Origin of the sequence: Leptospira interrogans (assembly GCF_900156205.1) — a bacterium.
GTDB classification, from domain to species: domain Bacteria; phylum Spirochaetota; class Leptospiria; order Leptospirales; family Leptospiraceae; genus Leptospira; species Leptospira interrogans.
In genome coordinates, this window is sequence record NZ_FTNA01000021.1 from 55,327 (window position 1) to 79,293 (window position 23,967).

Here is a 23,967-nt window from a genome sequence, read left to right on the forward strand (position 1 = left end):
ACACCGTTCCAGATCTAAAAAGGAAATTTCCCTTCTCTAAAATGTGGGAACTATTACAAATTGTGGATTTACCAGTTAAACTTTGAAAAATGTGGGAACTCTCACAAAGTTAAAATCAGATTCTATTTTGAATGTATTCTAATAGTTATAACTGAAATAAAAAACTAAATCAGAGTTTTTGAAGAAGAGGAAGAAATAGATCGGAAAATTTTTTTCTCAGAGTTGCATCCGGAATTTTACTAAAAAGTTGATCTAACTTTTGGTGCAAAGAAGAAGTATTTGGGTATTCTTCGAAGATTTTGAGAATATGAGGCCAGGCTTTTTTTACAAGTTCTTCCATTCCTGGACCAGCAGTTTTAGAAGATACAAAAGCCTTCTCCAAACCTGCCCTGAGTTCGGCAAAAATACGGGTCAAATCTAAAACCTTCCAAAGTCTTTTCTCCGTTAATCCCATTCGGGAAGAAATCGAGGAAAGAGTAGAATTCCAATCCAAAGGTTCGTTTTTCATTTCCTTTAAAACAAAAGAATGAAGTTGAACAAGTGCACTGAGTTCCGGAGGAAGAGCCATCACCCATTTTTTATATGCGTCCGGTTGACCGTCTTTTTGAAACTGTCGAACACGGTTTATACTTTCCATATATTTAGAAAACGGAATATTCACAGGTGGCTCTTCCGGTTCAAACGAAGTATCTTCTAAAAAAGTAGGCTCTTCGAAACCTTCAAATTGAAGATCCTCTACTTCGGTTAACAATTCTTCGTTACCACCAACTGCAATTTGATTGGTTATTTCCGCTTCCTCAAACTCTTCCTTTTTTAATTCTAAAACCTTTCCGGAAAATTCAGAACCAAATTTTTCCAAGATCTCAGTAAGAATCAATTTCTCAGTCTGCTTTTTCAAAGGCACGGCGGGGGTAGAAGCTTGTGGTGCTGTTTTTTTAACGACACCCGGCGTATTTTCCTCGTTCGTTTGTTTAGGTGTTTCGCCGAAAGAAGAAATAGAAGGTTCAAGATCTTTTCCAGTCGCATCGTCCCTAAGGACTACATAACCTTCCATTCCGATAAACCTTTTACCTGGAGGAACCAATTCTCCGATCGTTTCCAAAATTTCTTCCGAAATGCGGGAATATCTTTTCTTTTTAGGTTTACCTATGTTTGCCTTTTCCTGTTCGATGAGTTTGTTTTTGATCCCAGCGTGCGTGTTCATGAAGTTTTTCGTCATAAACGCGGAAAGATCAGATTGGGACATTCCTAGAAATTCTGCGAACTTAGGCAGGTGATCAAAAAATTGTTCCGTCTTTTGGATATTACTTACAATATAAGAACGTACTTTTTGTTTAAGAACTTCCTGGTCTGTGGGAGAAATTTTCTTACCAGAGATAAGACCGTTAAAAAGTTGAATATGAGTATGGAAATAACTTAAGAATTCTCCGTAAGCTGTTAGTTCAAATTCCCCGTGAGAATTTTGTTCTAGAATCTTTTTATCATTTCCGGACATAGGATCAATTTGCGTTTGTTAAGTTCAACAAGACGAACTTACGCTTTGATTGGACAGTTTTCACTCACTTTTCAGGAATTCAAGACATTTCGAGCGACTCGTAAAGAACAAGAAAAGCCAAAAGATGGAATTTGTGAAACGATCACCTTACAATAGCAACGTGCGAAGTTTTTTGATTTTAGCAACAAACGACAAATTCTGAGTTTAAAAAACCAACCAAACAGATGCCAAATACGTAAATTGAATCCTATTTTTTAAAAGCTGTTTTTGTACTCATGACTATATAACAAAATACACTATATTTTGCTTTAGAATAGGGTCTTGTGATAAAAATTAAGATTCTCAATTTTATTAGTAATCTAATTCCAAAAATAGAAAATACTTTTTAAAGGAATAAGTTTTTAAAATTATTTTGTAGCAAGAATTTTTATAGAACACAATCATTCAAACGTTTCAAAAAATAATAATAGATTGTAAATTGTTATAAAATCCAAAGGTAGAGAATTTCAAATCAAATCTGTATATAAAATTTTTGTTTTAAAAACCGTAATTAGATTAAAAATTCATTTTATATAAACAACTGATAAATCTTACAAAATCTTTCCTACCCATAAAGACAGGTCGTTTAAAATTAAAAGTATGAATTTATATAGATTTAGAAGATTAAAATATTCTATATAATTAATTAATAAATAACTTAGCCTACTTTTACTTAAAATGGATAGATTTAATTCCTAAATTTAAGAAAACTTATAATCTAAACACAACAATTGTCTTATCTATCTTTACGTAAAATCACTTAAAGGACATTCAATTTATTCAAAAAAAAAAACGATGGATCCGTAAACAACATAAATTTAACAAAACCATCATCCACATTTCTTTAATCCTTTTTGCCAAATTGAAATAAAATGATTCCAGAAAGAGTTCCACTTACAAGCCCTCCTATATGAGCAGCGTTATCAATTCCACCAAACAATCCCCAAAGCAAACCAGTTAGTATAAACGTTACTATCATGATCAAAACATTTTTTTTATCATCTCTGGGAAATGCATCCATTAGCACAAGTCCTAAGATCGCACCGTAAAGTCCAAAAATTGCACCGGAAGCCCCTACACTAATTGTATTCGGATACCATACAATACTAGCAAGACTTCCACAAAGTCCAGAGAAAATATAAAGAATTAAAAATCGAATTCGTCCAAGAATAGGCTCTACGAAAATTGCTGAAATGATAAGACCAAATCCATTAAAAAATAAATGTGGGAAACCAGCATGAACAAATACATTGGTTAAAAGCCTCCACCATTGGCCGGCTAACGTTTCAATTCTTCGATTTGCCCCCCATTCCAACAAACTAGGTCCATCCGGATAAAAAAAATGAACTCCTGAAAAAATCATTATTAAGAAAATTAAAATATTTAAATTTAATAAAATTGAAGTAATCATGTGATTGCCTCGAGGAAGCAAATACTCCAACATATCTCTCAAAGAATCTTTTTCCGTTTCATCTTCTTGTGATAATATTTCAGAATCATTTACTTTATAACTCGGAAATATCATTAAAACCAACAAAATTCCAACCCCAATCCCGAAAGCCAAAAAAAACCAAGCGATTTTATTTTCATTCTTGTTTTCAAATTTTTCCTGTACCGGCTCTAAAACAATGTAACTTTCGTCTGGTTTTGTTTTATCGATGATTCAACGGCTTGTAAAAAATATTTTCTATCATCAGATGTAGGCGTACGCTCAAAATGATCCAAAGAATGGTAATCGTATTTTTCCATAATCGCCATAGATTCTTCGTAAAAATCTGTATATAACTTTTCTTTTTCTTCATCGTTCAAGTTATTACTGATTTGTTTTTTAAATTTAACTCCATACCAATATTTGTATTCTTCTTCGTTAAAACTTTTAGCTTCTGGTAAAAAGGGAACCCCAATAAATAATTCTAAGTTTAAGTTTTCATTATATTTTCCTGTAACTGTAACATTAGCAGAAACACCAGCAAAGGAGGGATCGACAGAAAAATTGATAAGTTTATAATAACGAGCCTTAGAAACACTTTCAATTTGTTGAATATTATAAATAACTTTGAGAAATCATAAGAGAAACAGTAATTGTAAACGCAGAAATAAGTTGAAGGTAAAAAGGTCCTTTGCTGTACTCATTTTTAAAACGTAAAATTCCAATTCGAGGTCTTAACCATATCAATATAGGTATCCAAGGTAAAATTATAGGTAGTGCAAAGTCCCAAATTTCCTCGTTAATATCTAAAATTTCATATCGAATGGTAAACAACCAACGTGCACCCAAAAATAAAATCAGATTCAAAACATAGATTAATAAAAAAATGGGAAGTATATGTTTTAATTTTTTGATATAAGTATTCATAGAATGTTTTTTAACTCAATTTCGCTGATACTGATATGAGTCGCACCTTTCATCAATTCAATTTTTTATAAAATAGGGTTATTAAAAAATTAATTCTACATCCGTTTTCGTTACATCGAAATAGACAACTGAAGTAATTTTGAAAATTCCATTATGGAATTTTCAACAACTCTAATATAATTTTTCTACTACCGATTTGGCAAAAAAATGTATAGCACCATGACCAGATTCAAAATCAGTCACTTCAATCAGTTTGCCTTCCCATTGTCTTTCTGATATGTCCAAAATGCATAAACCGCCAGTGGGAGAAGGAAATCCGTCTTCAATTCGAATCCCAGACGGTTGCAAAAATTTTAATATCTTAATATCAGATTTTTTTTGCAGAGTTAACTCAATAAATGAATTTTGAAAATCATTTAAATCATCCTGAAAATTAAATCCTACAATTTTATATTCGTAAGGTCTTTCTAGGATTGAATGATATTTATTACTTAGATGCATAGTATCCAAAGTCGTTAGCTTTTTTGAAGGGAATTCTAAATTTTAAAACAAACTTATCATAACATTATTTTTATGTATCCGAATTAGCAACTTAGCCAAAGTTTTTATTCATAAAAACCTTTATAAACTAAATTTTTTCATATCAGAATCTATTCCAAAACCTAAAAATTACTAATAAAAACTACCGGAAAGCCTGCAATAAATATCTAGATTGACGGTTCCAGCAGCACTCCAAAATTTCATTAGAAACTTCTAAAGAGCTATCATTTAAAAACTTCGAAGTATTACCGATCGATACTTATAGTAATTATTACAAAACCTGTTTCAACACAAAATACTAGATACTTGATCAATATGAGTTCGACGTAAGAAAAAAATTTCTAAAAGTATGAGTTCCTACATCATTTTACAAACAAACCTAAGTTTTGTGGTAGTTCCCACATTTAAAGAATCAATCTGTAAAGTTCAGATTCCAACTTTTTTCAGAATCATGAGTTCCTTACACCGAACTCACTTTTATTATATAGTTTTGAGTAGAACAAACTCAAAATAAATACAGGAACTACTGCAACTTTCTAACTGTAAAAAGAGGCTTCAACCAAGTCAGTAAACGGATCAATGTAACGTATTTTTTAGGAACTTGATTGCGTCGGGTGATCTGCCAAATATGGGAAGTATTGTTTTTAGAAAAAAAATTTGTGAATCCGTTCTCTTAAATTTCGAATCAGCTTACTCTCATTAGGCGCCAATAGTAGTTTGGTATCTATATAGAATAATTAAATGGAAAAAATTCTTTGAACTGCTTTTTCTTCTTTCAGACTCAAATTTCCAAGCGCAGAAAGGTGTAATTTAGGAATTCCAAAAACGGACTTGGCAAACATATTCAAATCCTCTAAAGTAATAGAATAAATTTCCTTCACTCTTTCTTCATAAGAAAAATTACGGCCGTAGTATAACTCCATTAGGGCAATTGTATTCATACGAGATTCGGTTTGTTCATAACTAATCGAAAGAGTGCCTTCGTGATTAGTCTGAGCGTCTAAAAGTTCTTTCTCCGAAATACCGTGATCTAAAACCGATTTAATTTCGTCCGAAATAATCTCCAAACAAGTAATAAACTTTTCTTTAGAAGTAGAACAAACAATACTATTGATGCCAACATCAGCATAAGAAGAAGGATAAGCAGTGATATGATAACAAAGTCCTTTCTCTTCTCTCACCTTTTGAAAGAGCATAGAAGAGGTTCCTCCGCCCAAGATATGAGTAAATAAACTCGCAGAGGAAGCGTTATGAAATTCTCTGGCAAATCCTTCTCCACCTAAAATAAAATAAACCTGTTCCAATTTTTTCTTTTTCGGGAAATAACCCCATTTTTTCTTAGGTAAGGAAAGTGAATTCCCTTCCCTTTTCTTAACTCTGGTTCGGTTGAAATATTTGGCGGCAATCGTAAAAATTTCATCTGGTTCAAAGTTGCCAGAAATAGAAAGAAACATATTTTCCGTATGATAATACGTATCATAAAAATCTAATATACTTTTATGAGTAACACCGGAAACGGATTCTCTCGTACCTATAATATCGCGTCCTAAAGAATTTTTAGGAAAAAAATTCTGATAGTAAAAATCGTGAATATAATCTTCAGGAGAATCCTCATAACCTTGAAGTTCCTCCAAAATAACTCCTGCTTCATTGTCTATATCAGACTGCTTAAGCAAAGGTTCATAAATCATTTCGGCTAACAATTCTAAGCCTATGCCAATATGTTTTCCTGCGACGGTAACGTGAAAGTAAGTATATTCTCTCGAAGTGGCTGCATTTGTAAAACCACCTACTCTTTCTATATCTTCTGCTTGTTGTTTTGCGGAACGTTTAGCGGTATCCTTAAAGAGCATATGCTCTAAAAAATGACAGTAACCTGCATTTTTAGAAGATTCATGCCTGGAACCAACTCGAACAAAAACTCCGGCAGACGCGCTGACTGTATGAGGAGCTTTTTGAAAAAGAACCGTTATTCCGCCAGGTAGAACTTTTCTATGAACTATCTGTGAAGGTTCCTGCATCAATGGAATATTAAAAAAATCTTATACTTGTTCTTCTTCGAGAGCGTCTTTTCTGGAAAGATCAATTTTTCCGGTTTTATCTACGTTTAAAACTTTCACTCGAATAATATCGCCTTCTTTAACTATATCTTTGACCGAATTTACTCTTTTAAAATCGATCTTGGAAATATGGCAAAGGCCTTCTTTACCTGGAAGAATTTCCACAAATGCACCGAAATCGGCGATTCGTTTTACTTTTCCTTCGTAAATTTTTCCTACTTCTACCTCTGCAAAAAACCCATCTACCATTTTGGCCGCTTTTTCTGCGGACTCTTGGTTGGAACCAGAGATAGTCACTTTTCCATCGTCTTCTATATAAAGTTCAGCTCCGGTAAGTTCGCTAATCCCTCTAACGTTTTTGCCACCAGGCCCGATCAATTCCCCGATTCTATCTTTAGGAATATTTCTAACGATGATACGAGGCGCAGTTCCGGCTAACGTCGAGGAAGCCTTGGATATATGTTTCTCCATAATATCCAAAATATGAAATCTACCTCTCTGTGCTTGTTCGAAAACGCTTTCCAAAACATCGAAGCTGACACCAGTCACTTTCAAATCCATTTGAAACGCGGTAATTCCTTTTCTGGTTCCGGCGATTTTACAATCCATATCACCAAAATGGTCTTCCAGACCCGCAATATCGGATAAAACTGCATACTTACCGGAAGAATCAGAAAAAAGCCCCATTGCAATTCCAGAAACACTTCCCTGAATCGGAACACCCGCAGCCATAAGCGCCAAAGAACCGGAACAAACAGAAGCCATAGAACTGGAGCCGTTGGATTCTAAAATTTCAGATACAACCCGGATTACATAAGGAAACTCATCCGGTTTAGGAAGAACAAGTTTTAACGCACGTTCTGCGAGATTTCCATGACCGATTTCCCTTCTACCTGGACCGGAAGATCTACGAACTTCCCCCACAGAAAACGCGGGAAAATTATAATGTAGCATGAAAGATTTTTCTTTCTGACCTTCTAAAGTTTCGTATCTTTGATTATCAGAACCGGTCCCTAAAGTCACAACTCCCAAAGACTGAGTCTGCCCTCTCGTAAAAACTGCAGAACCATGAGGACCGGGAAGAGGATTGATTTCCACGGAAATAGAACGGATTTCGTCTAACTTTCTACCATCAAAACGAGTTCCTTTTGTAAGAACTTGTTCTCTTACAATTTCATATTCCAATTCGTGAAGATATGCTTTTATATCCTTAATCTTGTCAGAGTCTTCAATCGTATCTTTGAAAAATTCTACTACTTCCTTATTTACATTAGAAATTTCTTTATTACGTGCAGTTTTATCTGGAGTTTGATTAGCCGTAGTTAGTTTTGCAAACGCATATTCTTTTACCTTAGAAAGAAGTTCTTCATCCCGAACTTTCAATTTAACTTCGCGTTTGACGACTCCGATTTTTTTCGCATATTCTTCTTGAAGAGTTACAAATTCTGCAATATGTTTTTGAGCAAAACGAAGAGCAGCAATCATTTCTTCATTACTAAGTTCTTTTGCTTCTCCCTCAATCATTACAATGTGAGTTTTAGTTCCGGCAACGACCAAATCTAAATCGGAATTTAAGATTTCTTTAGTAGTAGGATTTAGAATCAATTCTCCGTTGACTCTACCAATTCTTGCGCCTGCAATTGGGCCATTAAAGGGAATATCAGAAACTGCTAATGCAGCGCTTGCAGCATTTAAAGCATGTCCTGCAACAGAAACGTCCCCATCTGCAGAAAGTACTTGAACTTGAAGTTGCACTTCGCAGAAATAACCTTCTGGAAATAAGGGACGAATTGGCCTGTCTATAATTCTAGAAATTAAAATTTCATGTTCCGGGGGTTTGGCTTCTCTTTTAAAATAACCACCAGGAAAACGACCAACTGAATAAAGTTTTTCGGTATATTCACAAGTAAGTGGAAAAAAGTCCTGCCCTTCTTTTGCTTCATCAGCAGCGCATACGGTAGCAAGTAAAACTAAATTTCCAGATTTATAAACAACGGCTCCGTGTGCTTGTTTTGCCCAGCTTCCGGTTTCTAAAACGATCGTATCTCGGCCATACTGGCCGGAAATTGTGTGTGTCATGAACGACTCTCTTACTTACGAAGTCCGAGAGTTTCGATTAGTTTTTTATAACGTTCTAATTCAGTTCTTTTAAGATAATCTAAAAGTTTTTTTCTTTTGCCTACAAGCCTTAAAAGACCAGTTTTAGAATGAAAATCTTTTTTATGAGTCTTAAAATGTTCGTTCAATTCTTTGATTCTAGCATCGATCAAAGCGATTTGTACTTCAGTGGAACCCGTATCTCCCGCCTTGCGGGCAAAATTACTGATAATTTGTTTTTTCTGTTCAGTAGCTATCATAGAGTGAATATACCTTTTTACCATTTTCCAGGCAATAGCGTCACTTTAAAGCTAATTTTTAGGAAAGACCCTTAAATATTTATAATCTAATTCATGGATTCCATGTTCTTCTTTTTTACACCAAGCAAGAATCTCCTCTTCGGGAGAAACCAAAAGAAACTCATTCACTGGAATCCATTCCAACTTAATTTTTCTACCATTCAGTACATTCCTAACTTCCGTGTCTGGAACTTCTACCGTCGGAAAATCCAAAATCGTTTCTGGAGGATGAATTTTAATCTTTCCATCTAATAGACTTTCGTATGAATCGGCCTGATTTAAGTTTAACTTACCAATACTTGTACGAACCAATTTCTCCAAACGAAGTGGAAAACCGATTCGATCGGAAATATCCATTACAATTTTACGAATATAAGTTCCTGCAGAAACTCGAATTTGAAAAGAAATAGATTCGGGAGAAAATTCTCCAAGTTCATACCGATATATTTTGATCTTTCGAACCGCTGGAACAAGAGCTACACCTTCTCGAAATAGATCCGATCTTCGCCTACCGTTTACCTTGAGAGCAGAAACTTCAGGAGCTTCTTGGGTTTCCCAAGTAGGCACTTGTTCAAATAAATCCCTTAATTTTTCTTGGTGCTCTTGGAACCAAGTTTCAGTTTGTTCTTTGGAAAGAGATTCTAAAATCTCACCTTCTTTATCTCCGGAATCAGTAGATTCTCCTGGCCTTACCCATGCTTCATAGGATTTTTCTTTTTCTAAAAATACGCTGGAAAAACTAGTACAACTTCCAATAGGAAGAATCATTAAGCCACTTGCGGCTCGGTCCAAGGTTCCAGTATGACCTACTTTCTTAAATCCTAGTTTTTTACGAACGGTAACCACTAAATCCGAAGAAGTCATACCTACCGGTTTATGGATCAGTAAAAATCCAGATTCAGTCTGTGTTCGTGGGTTTTCTAGTAAGTCTGAGCGATTCATCCAAACTCTGAATATATTCCTCATCCCAGAGAAAATGCATTTTAGGTGTAATTCTAAGTCCTAACTTTCCGGACAACGTCGCCTGGAATAAACCTGAGGCGCTATTGAGTCCGGATAATACTTTTATTTTTTTTTTGTCAGTGCAAATTGCAGTCACGAACACTTTCATATTCTTTCCGTCTTCGGATATTTCCGCACGATGTACGGAAACCATATGCACCCTCGGGTCTTTTACCTTACCCGATAGAATCATCATTGCAACGGTTCGAACCGCTTCCGCTTCAATTTTTCTTCTTCGGATCGGATTCATCCGATTTTCCTATTCGAGTTTCCGCTTAATTACAGTTACGTTATAAGCCTCGATCGTATCTCCGACTTTAAAGTCATTGTATCCATCTACTTGAATTCCACACTCGAAACCTGCAACCACATCATTTACGTCGTCTTTGACCCGCTTGAGAGATTTAAGTTTCCCTTCAAACTTAGTCACTCCATCACCAATAACGCGTATGTTTGCAGACTTTTGAATTTTGCCGGAGAGAACCATACAACCTGCAATGTTTCCTATCTTAGATACTTTAAAAATTTCTCGGATTTCTGCAGTTCCGATCACTTCTTCAATCTTTTCAGGCTCAAGAAGTCCTTCCATTGCAAGTTTAATTTCATCTACTACTTGATAGATGATATTGTAATACTTGATCTGAACTCCTTCTTTTTCTGCAAGCGCAATGGTCTTAGGATTTGCACGCACATGAAAACCGATAATCAGAGCATTCGATGCAGATGCGAGCATAACGTCCATATCCACAATTGCACCCGCGCCAGACTGAATTACGTTCAACTTCACTTCGGGGGTAGAAAGTTTTTCCAAAGATTCTTTGATCGCTTCTGCAGAACCTCTTACGTCAGCTTTGATGATCACCTTGAGTTCTTTTAAAGCTCCTTGTTTAATGAACTCGTTCATGTTTTCAAGAGTTACTTTAGAAGAAGTTCCAGTTGCCGCACCTGCGTTTCCGATTCTTTCAAACTCAATTCTATGTTGAGAAATATTTCGAGCTTCTTTTTCATCCGCCATCGCATCAAACGGAGCGCCTGCGTCTGGAACCCCATCGATACCTGTCACCTGTGCCGGGAAGGCTGGACCAGCTTCCTGAATCAGTTGACCTAAATCATTATACATTGCTCTTACACGACCAGAAAAAACTCCTGCGACAAATGGATCCCCTACTCGGAGAGTTCCATTTTGGATGAGCACTGTAGCAACTGACCCACGACCCGGATCTAGTTTTGCTTCTATGATGGTCCCTTTCGCTCTTCGTTTCGGATTGGCTTTGAGATCCATTACTTCAGCCTGAAGCAGAATCATTTCTAAAAGTTTATCGATTCCTATATTTTCCCGAGCAGAGATTTTGGCATACATAGTCTCGCCACCCCACTCTTCGGATTGAAGACCGTGATTGGCAAGTTCCTGCATAATTTTTTCCGGATTTGCAGCAGGAAGATCGATTTTGTTGATGGCTACAAGAATCGGAACTTCAGCAGCTTTTGCGTGACTGATCGCCTCTAAGGTTTGGGGCATGACTCCATCATCCGCCGCAACTACAAGAACTACAATATCCGTTACTTTGGCCCCTCTCGCTCTCATCGAAGTAAATGCTTCGTGACCCGGGGTATCTAAAAATGTAATGAGACCACGCGCTGTTCTAACTTGATACGCTCCGATATGTTGGGTAATCCCTCCAGACTCAGTATCAATCACGGAACTTCTACGAATCGTATCTAACAATTTCGTTTTACCATGGTCTACGTGACCCATGATAGTAACTACAGGAGGACGATTGATATAATCTTCTTGGTTATCTTTTTCTTCTTCTATGATAGTTTCTTCATACAAAGAAACTACTTTTACCTTACAACCATATTCATCTGCAAGAAGAGCCGCGGTTTCCGCGTCTATGATATTGTTGATCGTCACCATCATTCCCATTTTCATGAGTTTACCGATGACGTCTCCAGGCTTTAAGTTCATTTTTTTGGCGAGTTCGCCTACTTGCACATTTTCTAATAGTGTAATTTCTTTCGGAACAGAAACTCCAGATACACCAACTACTTTAGTCTTTTTGAATTTTTGTTTAAAAAATTTTGTGTTTTCCGCGCCAGAAAAATCCCTATCGGAAGTAGATTTTTCTTTATCGTGTCCCTTTTTCTTACTGGTAACGGAGGAACCTCTCGACTGAGAAAGTTCCACTTCCGCAGAAGTAATAGGCATCGGGCGAGTTCCAGTTCCGCCAGAACGAGGACCTCGATTGCCTTGATAACCGCCTCCACCTTGTCCAGGTCCACGATTTCCCTGATAACCGCCTCCACCTTGTCCAGGTCCACGATTTCCCTGATAACCACCGCCGCCTTGTCCAGGTCCACGATTTCCCTGATAACCACCACCGCCTTGTCCAGGTCCACGATTTCCCTGATAACCGCCGCCGCCCTGTCCAGGACCGCGATTTCCCTGATAACCACCGCCTGAATTAGGTCTAGAGGGTCCAGTTCTTTGGATCGGTCTAGAGACGATAATATTAGAATCTTCTTTTTGAAAAGGAGAACGAGAAGGAGGATAAGAAGAACCTCCACCTTGTCGGGTGTCTTTATCTCTAGGAGGTCGGCCAGCATCTTGTTTGCCCGGAGATTCCTCGCGTTTTGCAGGAGAATGAGAAGAAGGAGCCGGACGAACGATTGGCGATTGACCGGAATCACCCGGCAATGGCAATGGCATTACAGGCGGCTTTGAGGAAGGAGCAGATTCTGCAACCGTTTCCTTCTTTGGAGACGCAGCCGGAGAAGGAGTAGATGGGTCGTCTCCTTTCTTTTTTATAATCAGCTTTTTGCGCTTTCCCGCGTCCGCCGAACCCTGAAGCGTTTCCTTGATCGTCTTATTTTTATCTTCCATAAATGATTCCCTGGCTTTCCGAAGTCCTAAAAACCCCAGATCTGAATCCACCGTTCCGGCTTTTTCAGTTATCCTCCACCCATTCTACGGACTCTCGGAGCAATTTGAGAATCTGTCCGGCTGTAGTATGTCCGATTCCTTGTAATTTTGCCAGATCGTCTTGGCTATACTCAATTAGAGTTTCCAAATCTTTAATTCCCTCGCTCTTCAAAATTCCTACGATACGAGCAGAGAGACCAGGAAGATCTTCCAAAGGCGTAAGTTCTTCCTCCTCTTCTTGTTCCATCGAAACTTTGGTTTCTTCCACAGGAGAGTAAAAAAGTCTTTCCAGCCTTTCTCTTGCTTCTGGTGAAGCAAGTTCGGCGTTATATTGTGTCACGGTTTTAATATCAATTTTGTAACCAGCCAACTGAGAAGCGAGTTTTACATTAGATCCATTGATTCCGATCGCAAGAGAAAGTTGATCATCAGGCACGACTACCATTGCTTCTCTACCAGAACCGTCCACTTTTACTTCCACCGGTTTTGCAGGAGAAATTGCATTTGCTATAAATTCGGAAGCGTCATCGGAGGATTCTACAATATCAATCCTTTCGTTTCCAAGTTCTCTTACGATTGATTGAATCCGAACCCCTTTCATACCTACACAAGCCCCTACTGGGTCTATGTCTCCGCGGGTAGCGCGTACTACAACTTTTGTACGAATAGAAGGTTGTCTAGCTACATTGATAATTTCGACTAAACCATCGTAGATTTCTGGAATTTCCATTTCGAACAATTTGCGAACAAAATCCGCAGATGCCCTAGAAAGTGTAATGACCGGAATTGGTTCTCTAGGACGTAATTCTACCCTTTGAATAATTGCTTTGAGTCTATCTCCGCTATGATACTTTTCACCCGGATTTTGTTCTCGGCGGGGCATAATCCCTTCCACCTTTCCGAGATCGATGCTCATGGCATCTTTTTTCCATCTCTGAAAATATCCGTGAGTCAGCTCTCCTTCCTTCGCCTTATACTCGTTAAAGAGAAGTTCTTTCTCCATATCTTTGAGTCTTTGAAACACCATTTGTTTCGCTTGGCTAGAAATGATTCTGGAAAGTTCTACTGGTTTTTCTCGAAAAGAAATTACGGATCCAATTTCCGCTGATGCATCAATTGCTTTAGCATCCTCTAAACTGATTTCCAATGCGGAAGAAGGATTTCCAGAAACTACCTTTTTTGCAATTGCGATGACTACGCTATCTTTTCCAGAAGCAAACTCTACGGTAACTGGAGAAGGTTTTTCCAATTCTGAAGATTCCTCCAGTCCGGATTTTTTTTTATATGCGGTTATCAAAGAATCTCGAATGACTCCCATAACTGCTTCCCTATCCAGGGATTTATCCGCACAAAATTGTTGGATCGCTTCCAACAGATTTCCTTCCGATTGTATCTTCTTAACTGCCATATCAAATATTTACGTAAAGATTCCCTTTCAGTATATCCTTGAGGTTCAGTGTCGTCTGCTTTTTTACGACAGATTTTTTTCCCTTTTGGAATTTTTCCAAAACTATCTGATCCCCGTCACGATTCACGACTCGAAAAATTCCTTCCTGTTCTTTTTCCGATTCTTCCGATCGAAAGACCAAACGAATCGGTATCCCCCGGAAACGATCCAGGTCCCCCGGAAGATTCAGTTTCCTTTCTGCTCCTGCAGAAGAAACTTTCAGAGTATAATCCAGATCCGGTGAGATCCGTTCTAACTCTTCTTTCAGTTTTCTGGAAACTTGCTCACATTCCAGAAGGCTGACTGAACCATACGGATGTTCGAGATTGTCCAAGACTACTTCGATCAACGAATGGTTAGGCCTTTGGTTGACCTTTAATGAGTACAGTTTGACAGGCAAAGACAGAACGCCATCTAGAATACCACTGATTTCTTCACTGCTTACTGTCAAACCCCGGCCTTAGAGAGAAAACTCAAAAATGAATGAATTTTTCCTGATAACCTAATCAAACTATTCAGATTTAGCTATAGTGTAAAGTAAAAAAACCCGCACAAACGATTCGGTAGGATTATTGCTTGTTTTCCAATCCATCTGTGAGAATGGTATCGTTAGACTGAATCAAACTCATGAGAAATTTCCATTCTAATCTTAGCAATCATTCCGACATGAAAAAGCAGACTCTAATCTTTTATTTTAGATTTGTTTTATTCTGCATTATAACTCTAACGGCTCTTAGTTGCACTCGTTTCAAAGTGGATAATTACAATTCTTATCTTTATGGTAGAATCAAACTCGGAAACACTCTTTCGGATGTTCAGGCTAAAGTTTTAAACGGTGTTCCAACCAATCTTCCACAGACAATCCCTGTCGTTTCCAGTAAACTTTACATTCCAGACTTTGAACAATCTATTTTAAAAGTGTTTTCCACAGACGGAGAATTAAAATTTATCTTAGGAACTCTCAAAGAAAAAGTAGGAGATAAATACAAATTAATTACTGCAAAGATCGGAAAGATTGGACTTGTTAGCGTCAACGGTGACGAAGAAATTTTTATTCAGTCTAGAATCGGAAAAGAAGAACAGCCGAAAGTAGATCCTATGTCGGAAGATATTTTTTTAAAAAAAAGCGGTTCTTTTGATACAGAATCTAAGGAAACGATTCCATCTACTATTCTTCATTTTTCGGATTCCGGAAAACTTTTAAATACAATCTATGTAGAAGGGATTTCCGGAAACACTCCTTTTGGTTATATAGAAAGAATGGAAGCGGGTAAAGACGATCTTCTTTTTGTATTTCATAAATCAAACGGGGATATGAAACTTTCCGTATATGACAACGGCGTTTTACTTAGATCCGTAAACGCGTCTAACTTTGCAGAAACGATTTCGGATACGGAAACCACTCAAGCTAGATTAGAAACCATTCTTCCTCATTTTGAAGGGAAATACGTAGTCTCCTCTTTTAGCATTTTTGATAAGAAAAATTCCAGATTTAAATCTCGTAGAATTTTTAAATACGATTTCGAAACAAAAACAGCCACACTTCTAAAAGAGATCCAAGATCCTTCTGAGTCTTTATACTGGATATTAAAAGATAATGATTTTTTTATATGGGAAACTGAAACAGAAGAAGAAAGTTCTATTCGTCTTCAAGTCCATAGCGACGATGGCACACACGTCAACAATATTCGACTCAACTACCTTCCTCCCAGAGGTCTTTGGAGAGAGACCTGGATGGACTTAAACGACGAAATCTATTCCGCTAGAATCAAGTCAGGTTACCTGGAAATTCATAAATGGAAATAAAGTTTTTCGAATATTCAGATTCTCTGTTTAATGATCAAGAAAGCAGAGATCTGGATCGAAATACTATTTCTTCTTCTGGTATCTCTGGCTCCCATTTTATGGGTTTTGCAGCCCTTTCCGTTTATCAAAAATTTAGAAAACAAATTCTTTCTTTTGATCGTATTGAAATTTTATGCGGAAATGGAAACAACGGTGGAGACGGCCTTGCACTTTCCTTCTTTTTAATTCAAGAAGGTATAAAACCTACGGTTTATCTAAAAGATGGTTCTTTGTCGGAAGAATCTAAATTTTATAAAGATGCGTTTTTGAATTCCGGAGGTATCATCCTTCCTTTAGAAGATTTTCAGTTTTTTTCCGGAAATGAAAGTCTATTTTTAATAGACGCTCTTTTAGGTACCGGTTTTCGTTTTCCTCTAAAAAGTCCTTTTGATTTAGTGATTTCTAAAATTCAAAAAAGCAAACAAAACAATTCTAAGAATGTTTTTATCCTCAGTATCGATTCCATTTCCGGTTTTCAAGTTGACTTTCCTCTTCCTTTTGAAGTAGACGCGTTAGCCGAAATTGGTATTAAAAAATGGAAAAATCGTTTTTTACCCAAAAAGGTTCGCAAAACGTTTCATAGAATTGGTTTTCCGATCGGTAAAAATTTTTACCTTCAACACAAAGACGGTTCTTTTCAATCTACGATTTTAGATCCTGTCAATCCTAATTTCCAATCTACACAAATTGAAACGCCGAATTTACAGGTTCCTAAAAACAAAACCATCTCCGAAAACCAAAAGTACATTTTAAGTCCTCCTGAAATTAGTTTTAAACCCTCGCAGTACGAAAAACTAAAAGTCGGAACTCCCGTTCATAATTTAGAATCAGAAATTCAAAAGACCGAGCCCCAAACTTCATCATTCGATCCGATTTCAAATAAAACTTTTAACTCAATTCAAACCGGTAAAATCCTTTGGAATCCGATTCCGTTTAAAATTCTTAAAAAATCTCTCAAAAGAAACGAAGATTCCCATAAGTATAAAAACGGCTCCTTAGTTGTGGTCGGCGGTTCTAAAGGTATGTCTGGAGCGGCGCTTTCCTCTTTACTCGCCTTTCACGAGTTAGGTGGTGGAATTTCTCTTCTTTTAACTCCTTCCGTTAAAACGATAAAGGAAATTTTAAAAAAAGATCCCTCTTTGATGGTGGATTCGATTCCTGATAACGACAAAATTCTTTCTCATTCTTTTGTTCATAAAACCTCCGTTTTTCTTTTAGGTCCCGGTTTAAAATCGGACGAATGTCCCAAGTTCGTTTTACCCGAAGAAAAATTTTGTGTGTTAGACGCTGGCGCGATCCAGGCGTTCGCAAATGTTGTGTTACACGATAAGGCCCTGATGACTCCTCATACGGGTGAATTGGAAATCCTTCTCAATTCTAAAATCAAATCGATCGACCAAGGCATCTCTCTTGCAAAAGAATACACACAAAATTATAATGTAAATATTCTATGGAAAAGACATTCTTCTTTTCTAATAGACGTTAAAGGTATTGTTTATCTTTGGGAAAAACCAGAACCTAAACTCGCGGTAATGGGAACGGGGGATCTTCTCGCTGGGATTCTTGCGTTTTATTTTTCAAGAGGGTTTGAAGTGTGTAATTCTGTACACCTTGCTTTTTCCTTACTTACGAGAGCCGCTCAAAAATCTAAGGGGTTTCCTACCGCTTCTGAAATTCGTAAACTATTAATTCAAGGAGGAAGCTAATATGGGCGGTGGTTATCATTCTCGTTCTCCGGAAGAATTTAAAAAATTTTTGGAAGAAAATAGAAAACGATCCAGTAACAGCGGTAAATTTTCAAGGATTCGTTTGATCTTTATTTTAAATTTGGTTTTAGTCGTTTTAGTGATCGGTATGGTTGCAAGAACTACCTTGCCAGGTGCGTTTACGGTTCAATCCTCTTCTTCTAAAGTAAATTTTGGGTCGATCACTTTCTACGTCAAATCCAGTCGAGAAGGTAAAGATGGTTTTCCTACCTTTTTCCTTTTTATAAAAAATGAATATAATTCTGGCGAAATTCGTTTTCCAGATCCTACTTGGAAGTTTAGAATTCTATTAAGTAATAAAGAAGGATTGAATTGTCTAGATACTTCTTGGAAAGTTTCGGAAAGATCTATTTTGCCGGGTAAAATTGAATTTGAAAGATTTCGTTTGAATGACGATGCGATCGATTCCCTTCCTCCCGATTGTAAAGTTAAAACCTCCGAAGGCTTTATCGAAAGAATTTTCAGAAGGACGAGTGGTAAGAGCGGGTTAAAATTGGAAGTGACGATTTCTCACGAGGAAGAACGCGAAGTTTTGACGATTGAGAATCTTTAATTGTGAGAATTAAATTGAATAACATAAACTATACTCCCGCTTCAGAAATTGACGAGCTATTCATTAAATCTTTACTTATAAGGTGTAACCTTCCATATAAAGATATAATGCCGAGAAGTTTAAAAAATTTTATTATAGCAAAATATCAAAATAATATTATAGGAAATATTGGTCTCGAAATTTTTGATGAATTTGCTTTGATACGTTCATTATGCGTCGAGGAAGCGTATCGCAAGGAAGGTATAGGTATTTCACTATATGAAAATATATTAACTTATGCTCAATCTAAGGGAATTAAAGAATTATATTTGCTAACTACAACTGCAGAAAGTTTTTTTAGTCACCTTGGTTTTGAAATTGTAGACCGATCAATTGTTCCAGAGGCAATAAGAATGTCTTCTGACTTTGCCCAAGCTCCGCAGTTTGTATAAAAATAGTTTTAAAAAACGTTATTTGATATATTCTATTTTTATTATATAAAAATTCTTAGGTAGAATAATCAAAAACTATATAGATGGCGACTACGCCTAACCGTAGCTTAATGCTCCCTGCTAAAATAACGATTTTGATGTTTTAGTTTGAGTTATGGCAATTCATTAATATTTGACAAGTAGACAAGAATAAATATAATTTCAAATATGAAATCGTATCCGGTTGGCGAGCTTAAATCGCATTTCTCTGAAGTCTTAGAATCGGTTAAAAACGGTGAAAGTGTAGGAATACTATATGGAAAGGGCAAGAAGCCGATTGCCATGATTATTCCTATGAAAAGTAAAAAGGAAGGGAAAAGAAAAATAGGATTATTGGATGGAAAGGTAAAAATTTCTTTCTCTAAAGGTTTTAAAATTTCCGAAGAAGAGTTTTTAAGTTAACATGAAGTATTTGCTTGATACTCATGTAATTCTTTGGATAATCGGTTCATCTAACTTATTAAGTAAAAAAGCTAAAGCAACTATCGAAAATTCGGAAAATAAAATCTACGTTAGCTCAGTTTCTCTTTGGGAGATTTCACTGAAATTTAGATTAGGAAAACTTAGTCTTTCCGGAATGAAACCATCGCAAATCCCAGAAATTCTCTCTAAATCCAATATTGAGACTATAAATCTTGAATCAGCCGATGCAAGCACATACGATCAATTAAAGGTTATACATCATAGAGATCCATTCGATAGGATGCTAATTTGGCAATGTATTTTAAGAAAGTTTACATTGATAAGTAAAGATTCAAAAATGAAAAAATATAGATCACATGGATTAAAAACACTTTGGTGATGCTTGCACACTTCGGCTTCTCGCGGCGTTTCGAGACGCAACGTCGAGAGTCTCTTTCGTTATGCGAAGATCGTATATTTTAATGTCATATATAATTTGAAAACAAAGAGATCCTATGATCGTGATAAATCCAAAAGAACGAAAGTATAAAGTTCACAAACGGCTATTCTATTTACTCATTTCAATTTTCATCCTAAGTCGTACAACGTACTCCGATGTACCCAAGACATCGGATCGGCAAAGTTCAACCTTCCACAAAACGAATGATGCTCCCGAAGATTTAATCATCTATGAGATGCATTTACGTGAAAGACAAAGTGTAGGATTCATATCTCTTTCTGATAATTACCGTTTACACAATCATCCCGATTGGTTCGCAATGCCTAATATTCGACACAAAAAAAAGAAAGATGCAGAATACTTGATCCTAGGACTGCAATATAGAAATCGACTTCTTTCCAATACTAAAATTTCAGAAACCGATCGGGTATTTATCTATGATTATTCCAAGGATCATCTAGTTTCTTTTTTGGTCAAAAATTTGAAAGCGGTTGCCTGTCTTGATTCTTATTATATAGATATAAATAATTATAAAAAGAAGGGACCCATTGATCAGAATAGCTATCAAATTGGATTCGCAATTGATAAAAATCTACTCAAAGGTTTTGGAAGTAAAGACTTCTCTGGGACCCTAGTTTTTATAGGTAAAAAGAATCCATTTAACAAAGGTAAGGTTAAACCGATTCGTTGGAAAAAAATGGACCTTAAAGAATTTCCTAATATAAAGATGAAACCAGAATATGTTTCAATGTTTAAAGGATATACATTTGGACAAACCTATCAATTTGAGTCGGAAGGTTTAAAGTATTACCTTCAAGATATTTTTAAAAATGAGAATCAACCGTTTGAGTTTACCCCAAAACCTCATTCCAGTGACAATCAACCATTTCAGTTTACCCTAAAACCTCATTTCAGGCGGTTATTAGTCATAAAATCCAAAACAAAAGATTTGGTTTTTGAGACTTTTTATTCCATAGGTGAAGGATCTTTTCTTATCGATCTTGACTCTATAGGATGGCGGAGGCAATGGACCGGAAGAATGTTTAAGGATAGACCTTCGGTTATTTTTGGGTTTTTGTATGAATCATACAAATGTGAAGATATAGACTTTCTAAAACTTCCCTACAGCAAAATCACAATCAGTTGTGATAACAGAGGTTGAAGAATTAGATTTATCTCAAAAATAATTTATCTTTACTTAAAATGTAGACTCTGATTCTTCTAAGATATTTTTGAGATAGCTTGTATTGTAAGCTCCATACTTAACTTAAGAAATGTATGATTTTCTAAGTTAGAACCGCGATACTATTTTTTGTCTTCTAAAAGTATTATTCATAAGCTTAAATTTGAATAATACTTTTATAAAAGTTTGGAAATTATTACTCGGATGTATGAAAAGAATACTATGCTGCACTTGTTTCAAAACTTAGAATATGAGATTCTTTCAAAAAAACCAACAATTCTAGGTTTGATACAATTTCGAGAAGGCTTTATATCTTTAAAAAATTACCCTTAATTTTTGGTACTATTTTCATGTGCCCGAATAGTAATTGTAGGAATTTCTATAAAATGAATTTTAACATGAGCAGACTCATGATTCTGAAAAAAGTTGAAATCTGAACTTTACAATTCAATTCTTTAAATGTGTGAATTACCACAATAGAATTGTTGAAAAATTAATTCTCCATCTGTTTCTATTTTATGGAAACGGGCAATTGAAGCAGTTTTGTGAATCGGAACTAGGGAATTTTTCAACAACTCTAATTTATAAAATAGAAGTTTATAATAATTGAATTTGCAGTATTCAAGTGTGAGGAACTACTACAAAACTTAGATTTGTCTGTAAAATGATGTAGGAACTACTGCAAATCAAAATTTTACGAACAAATTCTTAAATTGTAAGAATTTATACGTTTAGAAAATTTTTTCTTACGTTTCTGCTCACATTTTTTTAAGTTTTTAGATAAATTGATTTTTGATTTAGAAAAATTGATTCGAACAATTCGTTTGGTTTCTCTGATTTTACAACAGAGTTCTTTCGCGTTAGGGATCGACGCGAGGTCAAGTTATTTTTATTTTATAATAAAATAATATACTTAAGTGTATTTGAAATAACTTGACCAAAGCAGAGAGCCCGGGCCGCGTTAGCGGCAACGCCCTGGATTAGTTTTTTTGTGCGGATCTTTTTCTAAACTCTGATAGTAGATTCTAAACTGATTATTGATCTCTATAAAATTGAGTACCGTTGATTTTATCACAAAACACTGATTCCATACAAAATATTAGGTATTTTATTATATAGTTACGAGTAGTAATCTTGTATAGTCACAATGACTTTCACGTCAATGGGTTGTTCAACTTTGATACTTTAGTGGATCGGAGATAACACACATCTACCATCTCCTCCTAAACACTGATTTACGGATGCGCTACTAGGATATTCTCCTGTACCTCTTCTATCTTCTCCTTCTCCAGTGCAATTTCTGTTAGAGATCATGGCATCCAAAGGATTGTGGTAGACCTGTCCTAACTGCATAGTTATAAGTAGAAGCAAAGTTCGATCCGGTCTTTCCAGGTTTGCAATTACCTGATTTGGATCCATTGTAGGTGTCAAAGTTTGTCTATATTGATCCAGTGACACCGAACGCCAGTTTGTTGACATTACCACCAATCCCTGAGAGGTCCTAAGAATTGGAACTGCATGTCCCACTATAGTTCCATCAGGACGTTGTCGATCCATCATAGCCAACCAAAAACTTCCGGGGGGAGAATTGATGAGTGAGTTTATGTGAGTTATCATCTCAGGTCGAGTCTCAATCTCAGGAGAGACAATCCATTCATACTGAGGCAACATATACGCAGCAGTTGCCAATACCAACAACCTGAGTCCGATTAAGTCGACATTAAACATGATAGGCAAATTTTCGATTATTAGATTTAAATCCGGATAACGTTGTCTAAACGAAATAAAAGGATCCGTATTAGGAGCCGTATCGAAGAAATAACCTCCTGCCGAAAGAGGTCCTTGAGAATGATACTCTTGTAGCTCCGCTAACATTTGAAAAGTCTGAAGTAAACAAACGCCACATACCCCACTTCTCTGAGCTGTAGGCGAAGCTGAAGTAGCTATTGCATAAAGTCTTTGAATCCATTCCTCAGTTAATTGAAAGTCAGGTGGTAAGGTTCTTTTGACTCTTCTATGTAGAATATTTTCTTTATTACCAGCTGGGCAATACTGATCTGTCTTTCCAAGATTAGAATACGTATAACGTGTCCAATCCAGTAAACTTTTATCAACTACAAACAAAGAAGTGGGACTATTCTTAGTATCCTTTTTGACAAAATCAGGCTTAGCTGCATAAGCAACTCCCCAATTGCTTCCATATCTGGTTACTCTGAGTAGGTTGCCTTTATAATCTGTGATGATTCCTCCTTCATCCGTTTCAAAAAAGACATTCCAAAAAGCAGGATTATCTTTACTGATCGCTGCGTCACTACATAGTGCCCATGTCACCCAATTCCATTGATTACCACCTACTTGAGAATACATACAGTAGAGAGAACCACTGATTGGATCATACTGAGCAAGATGCCCACTTTCAGGATTGTAGTAGAGAGGAGTTGTATTTTTATCTGAACCACCCCAGCGAATAAAATAACGTTCCTGTCCCTCAGTAGTTTGCAAATTCCAGGCTATAGAAGTTTGAATGCTAATATTTCCGGGAGTGGCTACTGTTTTAATCCAATCATTCATGGAAGGATCTAAAGTATGATTGTATCTATCACCAGAATTTCTAGAGATATAGCCGTACCAATTATAATTCTTCAATCGATAAACCCCATCCGCAGTCCAAAAAGAATTGTCCTTTATGGTCCATCTCTGCAGAGGATCGTTGATCGTACAAGGTCTGAGGTGAACATAGTCCCAGTTTTTCTCTGCCTTAATTACTTTCTCTGGAGCAGTAATACATAACCACGTATTATTGATGTTATACGAAATTCTTTGAAACACGTCGTATCTTGCATTCATAACGTGCATTTGCCAACACTGTTCAATTATAATGTAACTTTCACCTCCGCTAAAATCAGGACCGTAACAAAACTTTCCTTCACCGCTTACAATTACTTTGATTGGTTGGTCTTTTGGTGGATCGGTAGGTTTTTGAATAACCAAGTATTCAATTTTTGATGAAGCATCTACTGGAGTAGGATT

Annotated in this window: 21 protein-coding genes; 7 read left to right on the forward strand and 14 right to left on the reverse strand. The window is 36.4% G+C overall.

What is annotated here, in order from left to right; translation table 11 throughout:
* Positions 1 to 169: 169 nt before the first annotated feature.
* The 13 genes from BW942_RS15565 to rimP all read right to left on the reverse strand — a co-directional run bounded on the left by BW942_RS15565 (position 170) and on the right by rimP (position 14,709).
* Positions 170 to 1,495, reverse strand: a complete 1,326-nt coding sequence (locus BW942_RS15565) for a hypothetical protein (protein ID WP_000016317.1) — start codon at positions 1,493 to 1,495, stop codon at positions 170 to 172.
* Positions 1,496 to 2,378: 883 nt separating this feature from the next.
* Positions 2,379 to 3,059, reverse strand: coding sequence for a rhomboid family intramembrane serine protease (locus BW942_RS15570; protein WP_002081478.1), 681 nt, complete (start codon positions 3,057 to 3,059; stop codon positions 2,379 to 2,381).
* A 95-nt stretch (positions 3,060 to 3,154) separates the two neighbouring features.
* Positions 3,155 to 3,343 carry a hypothetical protein gene (locus BW942_RS15575; RefSeq protein WP_000997321.1) on the reverse strand — a complete coding sequence of 63 codons (189 nt, stop codon included), beginning with the start codon at positions 3,341 to 3,343 and terminating at the stop codon, positions 3,155 to 3,157.
* A gap of 235 nt (positions 3,344 to 3,578) precedes the next feature.
* Complete coding sequence (locus tag BW942_RS15580; RefSeq protein WP_002084620.1) at positions 3,579 to 3,890, reverse strand: hypothetical protein; 312 nt, start codon at positions 3,888 to 3,890, stop codon at positions 3,579 to 3,581.
* A 171-nt stretch (positions 3,891 to 4,061) separates the two neighbouring features.
* Positions 4,062 to 4,391, reverse strand: a complete 330-nt coding sequence (locus tag BW942_RS15585; protein WP_000550734.1) for a hypothetical protein — start codon at positions 4,389 to 4,391, stop codon at positions 4,062 to 4,064.
* A gap of 776 nt (positions 4,392 to 5,167) precedes the next feature.
* Positions 5,168 to 6,451 carry a M16 family metallopeptidase gene (locus tag BW942_RS15590; protein ID WP_017855483.1) on the reverse strand — a complete coding sequence of 428 codons (1,284 nt, stop codon included), beginning with the start codon at positions 6,449 to 6,451 and terminating at the stop codon, positions 5,168 to 5,170.
* A gap of 21 nt (positions 6,452 to 6,472) precedes the next feature.
* On the reverse strand, positions 6,473 to 8,569 hold the full coding sequence (pnp, locus tag BW942_RS15595; RefSeq protein ID WP_000149893.1) for a polyribonucleotide nucleotidyltransferase: 2,097 nt from the start codon (positions 8,567 to 8,569) through the stop codon (positions 6,473 to 6,475).
* Positions 8,570 to 8,580: 11 nt separating this feature from the next.
* Complete coding sequence (rpsO, locus tag BW942_RS15600; protein WP_000562102.1) at positions 8,581 to 8,847, reverse strand: 30S ribosomal protein S15; 267 nt, start codon at positions 8,845 to 8,847, stop codon at positions 8,581 to 8,583.
* A 51-nt stretch (positions 8,848 to 8,898) separates the two neighbouring features.
* Entirely contained in the window at positions 8,899 to 9,828 is a 930-nt protein-coding gene (truB, locus tag BW942_RS15605) for a tRNA pseudouridine(55) synthase TruB (protein ID WP_001082027.1), read from the reverse strand.
* A complete protein-coding gene (gene rbfA / locus BW942_RS15610) occupies positions 9,785 to 10,138 on the reverse strand; it encodes a 30S ribosome-binding factor RbfA (RefSeq protein ID WP_001068306.1) in 354 nt (117 codons plus the stop codon). The genes truB and rbfA overlap by 44 nt, the downstream gene beginning before the upstream one ends.
* Positions 10,139 to 10,147: 9 nt before the next feature.
* Positions 10,148 to 12,772, reverse strand: a complete 2,625-nt coding sequence (gene infB, locus BW942_RS15615) for a translation initiation factor IF-2 (protein ID WP_000389641.1) — start codon at positions 12,770 to 12,772, stop codon at positions 10,148 to 10,150.
* A 64-nt stretch (positions 12,773 to 12,836) separates the two neighbouring features.
* Positions 12,837 to 14,219, reverse strand: coding sequence for a transcription termination factor NusA (gene nusA / locus BW942_RS15620; protein WP_000279228.1), 1,383 nt, complete (start codon positions 14,217 to 14,219; stop codon positions 12,837 to 12,839).
* Between the two features lies 1 nt (position 14,220).
* The gene (rimP, locus tag BW942_RS15625) at positions 14,221 to 14,709 is read right to left on the reverse strand and encodes a ribosome maturation factor RimP (protein ID WP_011172333.1); all 489 of its coding nucleotides are present in this window, start codon (positions 14,707 to 14,709) and stop codon (positions 14,221 to 14,223) included.
* A gap of 176 nt (positions 14,710 to 14,885) precedes the next feature.
* Between rimP and BW942_RS15630 the strand changes: the two genes are divergently transcribed.
* The 7 genes from BW942_RS15630 to BW942_RS15660 all read left to right on the forward strand — a co-directional run bounded on the left by BW942_RS15630 (position 14,886) and on the right by BW942_RS15660 (position 20,916).
* Positions 14,886 to 16,064, forward strand: coding sequence for an LIC_12708 family protein (locus BW942_RS15630; RefSeq protein WP_001243475.1), 1,179 nt, complete (start codon positions 14,886 to 14,888; stop codon positions 16,062 to 16,064).
* A complete protein-coding gene (locus tag BW942_RS15635) occupies positions 16,055 to 17,809 on the forward strand; it encodes a bifunctional ADP-dependent NAD(P)H-hydrate dehydratase/NAD(P)H-hydrate epimerase (RefSeq protein ID WP_000403128.1) in 1,755 nt (584 codons plus the stop codon). The genes BW942_RS15630 and BW942_RS15635 overlap by 10 nt, the downstream gene beginning before the upstream one ends.
* Before the next feature lies 1 nt (position 17,810).
* Positions 17,811 to 18,422, forward strand: coding sequence for a hypothetical protein (locus BW942_RS15640; protein WP_000508748.1), 612 nt, complete (start codon positions 17,811 to 17,813; stop codon positions 18,420 to 18,422).
* A 107-nt stretch (positions 18,423 to 18,529) separates the two neighbouring features.
* On the forward strand, positions 18,530 to 18,853 hold the full coding sequence (locus tag BW942_RS15645) for a GNAT family N-acetyltransferase (RefSeq protein ID WP_002971339.1): 324 nt from the start codon (positions 18,530 to 18,532) through the stop codon (positions 18,851 to 18,853).
* 207 nt (positions 18,854 to 19,060) lie between these two features.
* On the forward strand, positions 19,061 to 19,294 hold the full coding sequence (locus BW942_RS21090) for a type II toxin-antitoxin system Phd/YefM family antitoxin (protein WP_000844489.1): 234 nt from the start codon (positions 19,061 to 19,063) through the stop codon (positions 19,292 to 19,294).
* Position 19,295: 1 nt separating this feature from the next.
* Positions 19,296 to 19,694 (forward strand): type II toxin-antitoxin system VapC family toxin, encoded by a 399-nt coding sequence (locus BW942_RS15655; protein ID WP_000876259.1) that lies wholly within the window; start codon positions 19,296 to 19,298, stop codon positions 19,692 to 19,694.
* A gap of 115 nt (positions 19,695 to 19,809) precedes the next feature.
* On the forward strand, positions 19,810 to 20,916 hold the full coding sequence (locus BW942_RS15660) for a hypothetical protein (protein WP_000635426.1): 1,107 nt from the start codon (positions 19,810 to 19,812) through the stop codon (positions 20,914 to 20,916).
* A gap of 1,206 nt (positions 20,917 to 22,122) precedes the next feature.
* Here BW942_RS15660 and BW942_RS15665 read toward each other — a convergent pair.
* Positions 22,123 to 23,967 (reverse strand): DUF1561 domain-containing protein (locus BW942_RS15665; protein WP_244552891.1); only part of this gene is annotated, 1,845 nt, incomplete at its 5' end.

Bases quoted from the DNA above. Each gene is read 5' to 3' on its own strand.
- BW942_RS15565 (WP_000016317.1), bottom strand. From the start codon at position 1,495: ATGTCCGGAAATGATAAAAAGATTCTAGAACAAAATTCTCACGGGGAA.
- BW942_RS15570 (WP_002081478.1), bottom strand. From the start codon at position 3,059: ATGATATTTCCGAGTTATAAAGTAAATGATTCTGAAATATTATCACAA.
- BW942_RS15580 (WP_002084620.1), bottom strand. From the start codon at position 3,890: ATGAATACTTATATCAAAAAATTAAAACATATACTTCCCATTTTTTTA.
- BW942_RS15585 (WP_000550734.1), bottom strand. From the start codon at position 4,391: ATGCATCTAAGTAATAAATATCATTCAATCCTAGAAAGACCTTACGAA.
- BW942_RS15590 (WP_017855483.1), bottom strand. From the start codon at position 6,451: ATGCAGGAACCTTCACAGATAGTTCATAGAAAAGTTCTACCTGGCGGA.
- pnp (WP_000149893.1), bottom strand. From the start codon at position 8,569: ATGACACACACAATTTCCGGCCAGTATGGCCGAGATACGATCGTTTTA.
- rpsO (WP_000562102.1), bottom strand. From the start codon at position 8,847: ATGATAGCTACTGAACAGAAAAAACAAATTATCAGTAATTTTGCCCGC.
- truB (WP_001082027.1), bottom strand. From the start codon at position 9,828: ATGAATCGCTCAGACTTACTAGAAAACCCACGAACACAGACTGAATCT.
- rbfA (WP_001068306.1), bottom strand. From the start codon at position 10,138: ATGAATCCGATCCGAAGAAGAAAAATTGAAGCGGAAGCGGTTCGAACC.
- infB (WP_000389641.1), bottom strand. From the start codon at position 12,772: ATGGAAGATAAAAATAAGACGATCAAGGAAACGCTTCAGGGTTCGGCG.
- nusA (WP_000279228.1), bottom strand. From the start codon at position 14,219: ATGGCAGTTAAGAAGATACAATCGGAAGGAAATCTGTTGGAAGCGATC.
- BW942_RS15630 (WP_001243475.1), top strand. From the start codon at position 14,886: ATGAGAAATTTCCATTCTAATCTTAGCAATCATTCCGACATGAAAAAG.
- BW942_RS15635 (WP_000403128.1), top strand. From the start codon at position 16,055: ATGGAAATAAAGTTTTTCGAATATTCAGATTCTCTGTTTAATGATCAA.
- BW942_RS15640 (WP_000508748.1), top strand. From the start codon at position 17,811: ATGGGCGGTGGTTATCATTCTCGTTCTCCGGAAGAATTTAAAAAATTT.
- BW942_RS15645 (WP_002971339.1), top strand. From the start codon at position 18,530: ATGCCGAGAAGTTTAAAAAATTTTATTATAGCAAAATATCAAAATAAT.
- BW942_RS21090 (WP_000844489.1), top strand. From the start codon at position 19,061: ATGAAATCGTATCCGGTTGGCGAGCTTAAATCGCATTTCTCTGAAGTC.
- BW942_RS15655 (WP_000876259.1), top strand. From the start codon at position 19,296: ATGAAGTATTTGCTTGATACTCATGTAATTCTTTGGATAATCGGTTCA.
- BW942_RS15660 (WP_000635426.1), top strand. From the start codon at position 19,810: ATGATCGTGATAAATCCAAAAGAACGAAAGTATAAAGTTCACAAACGG.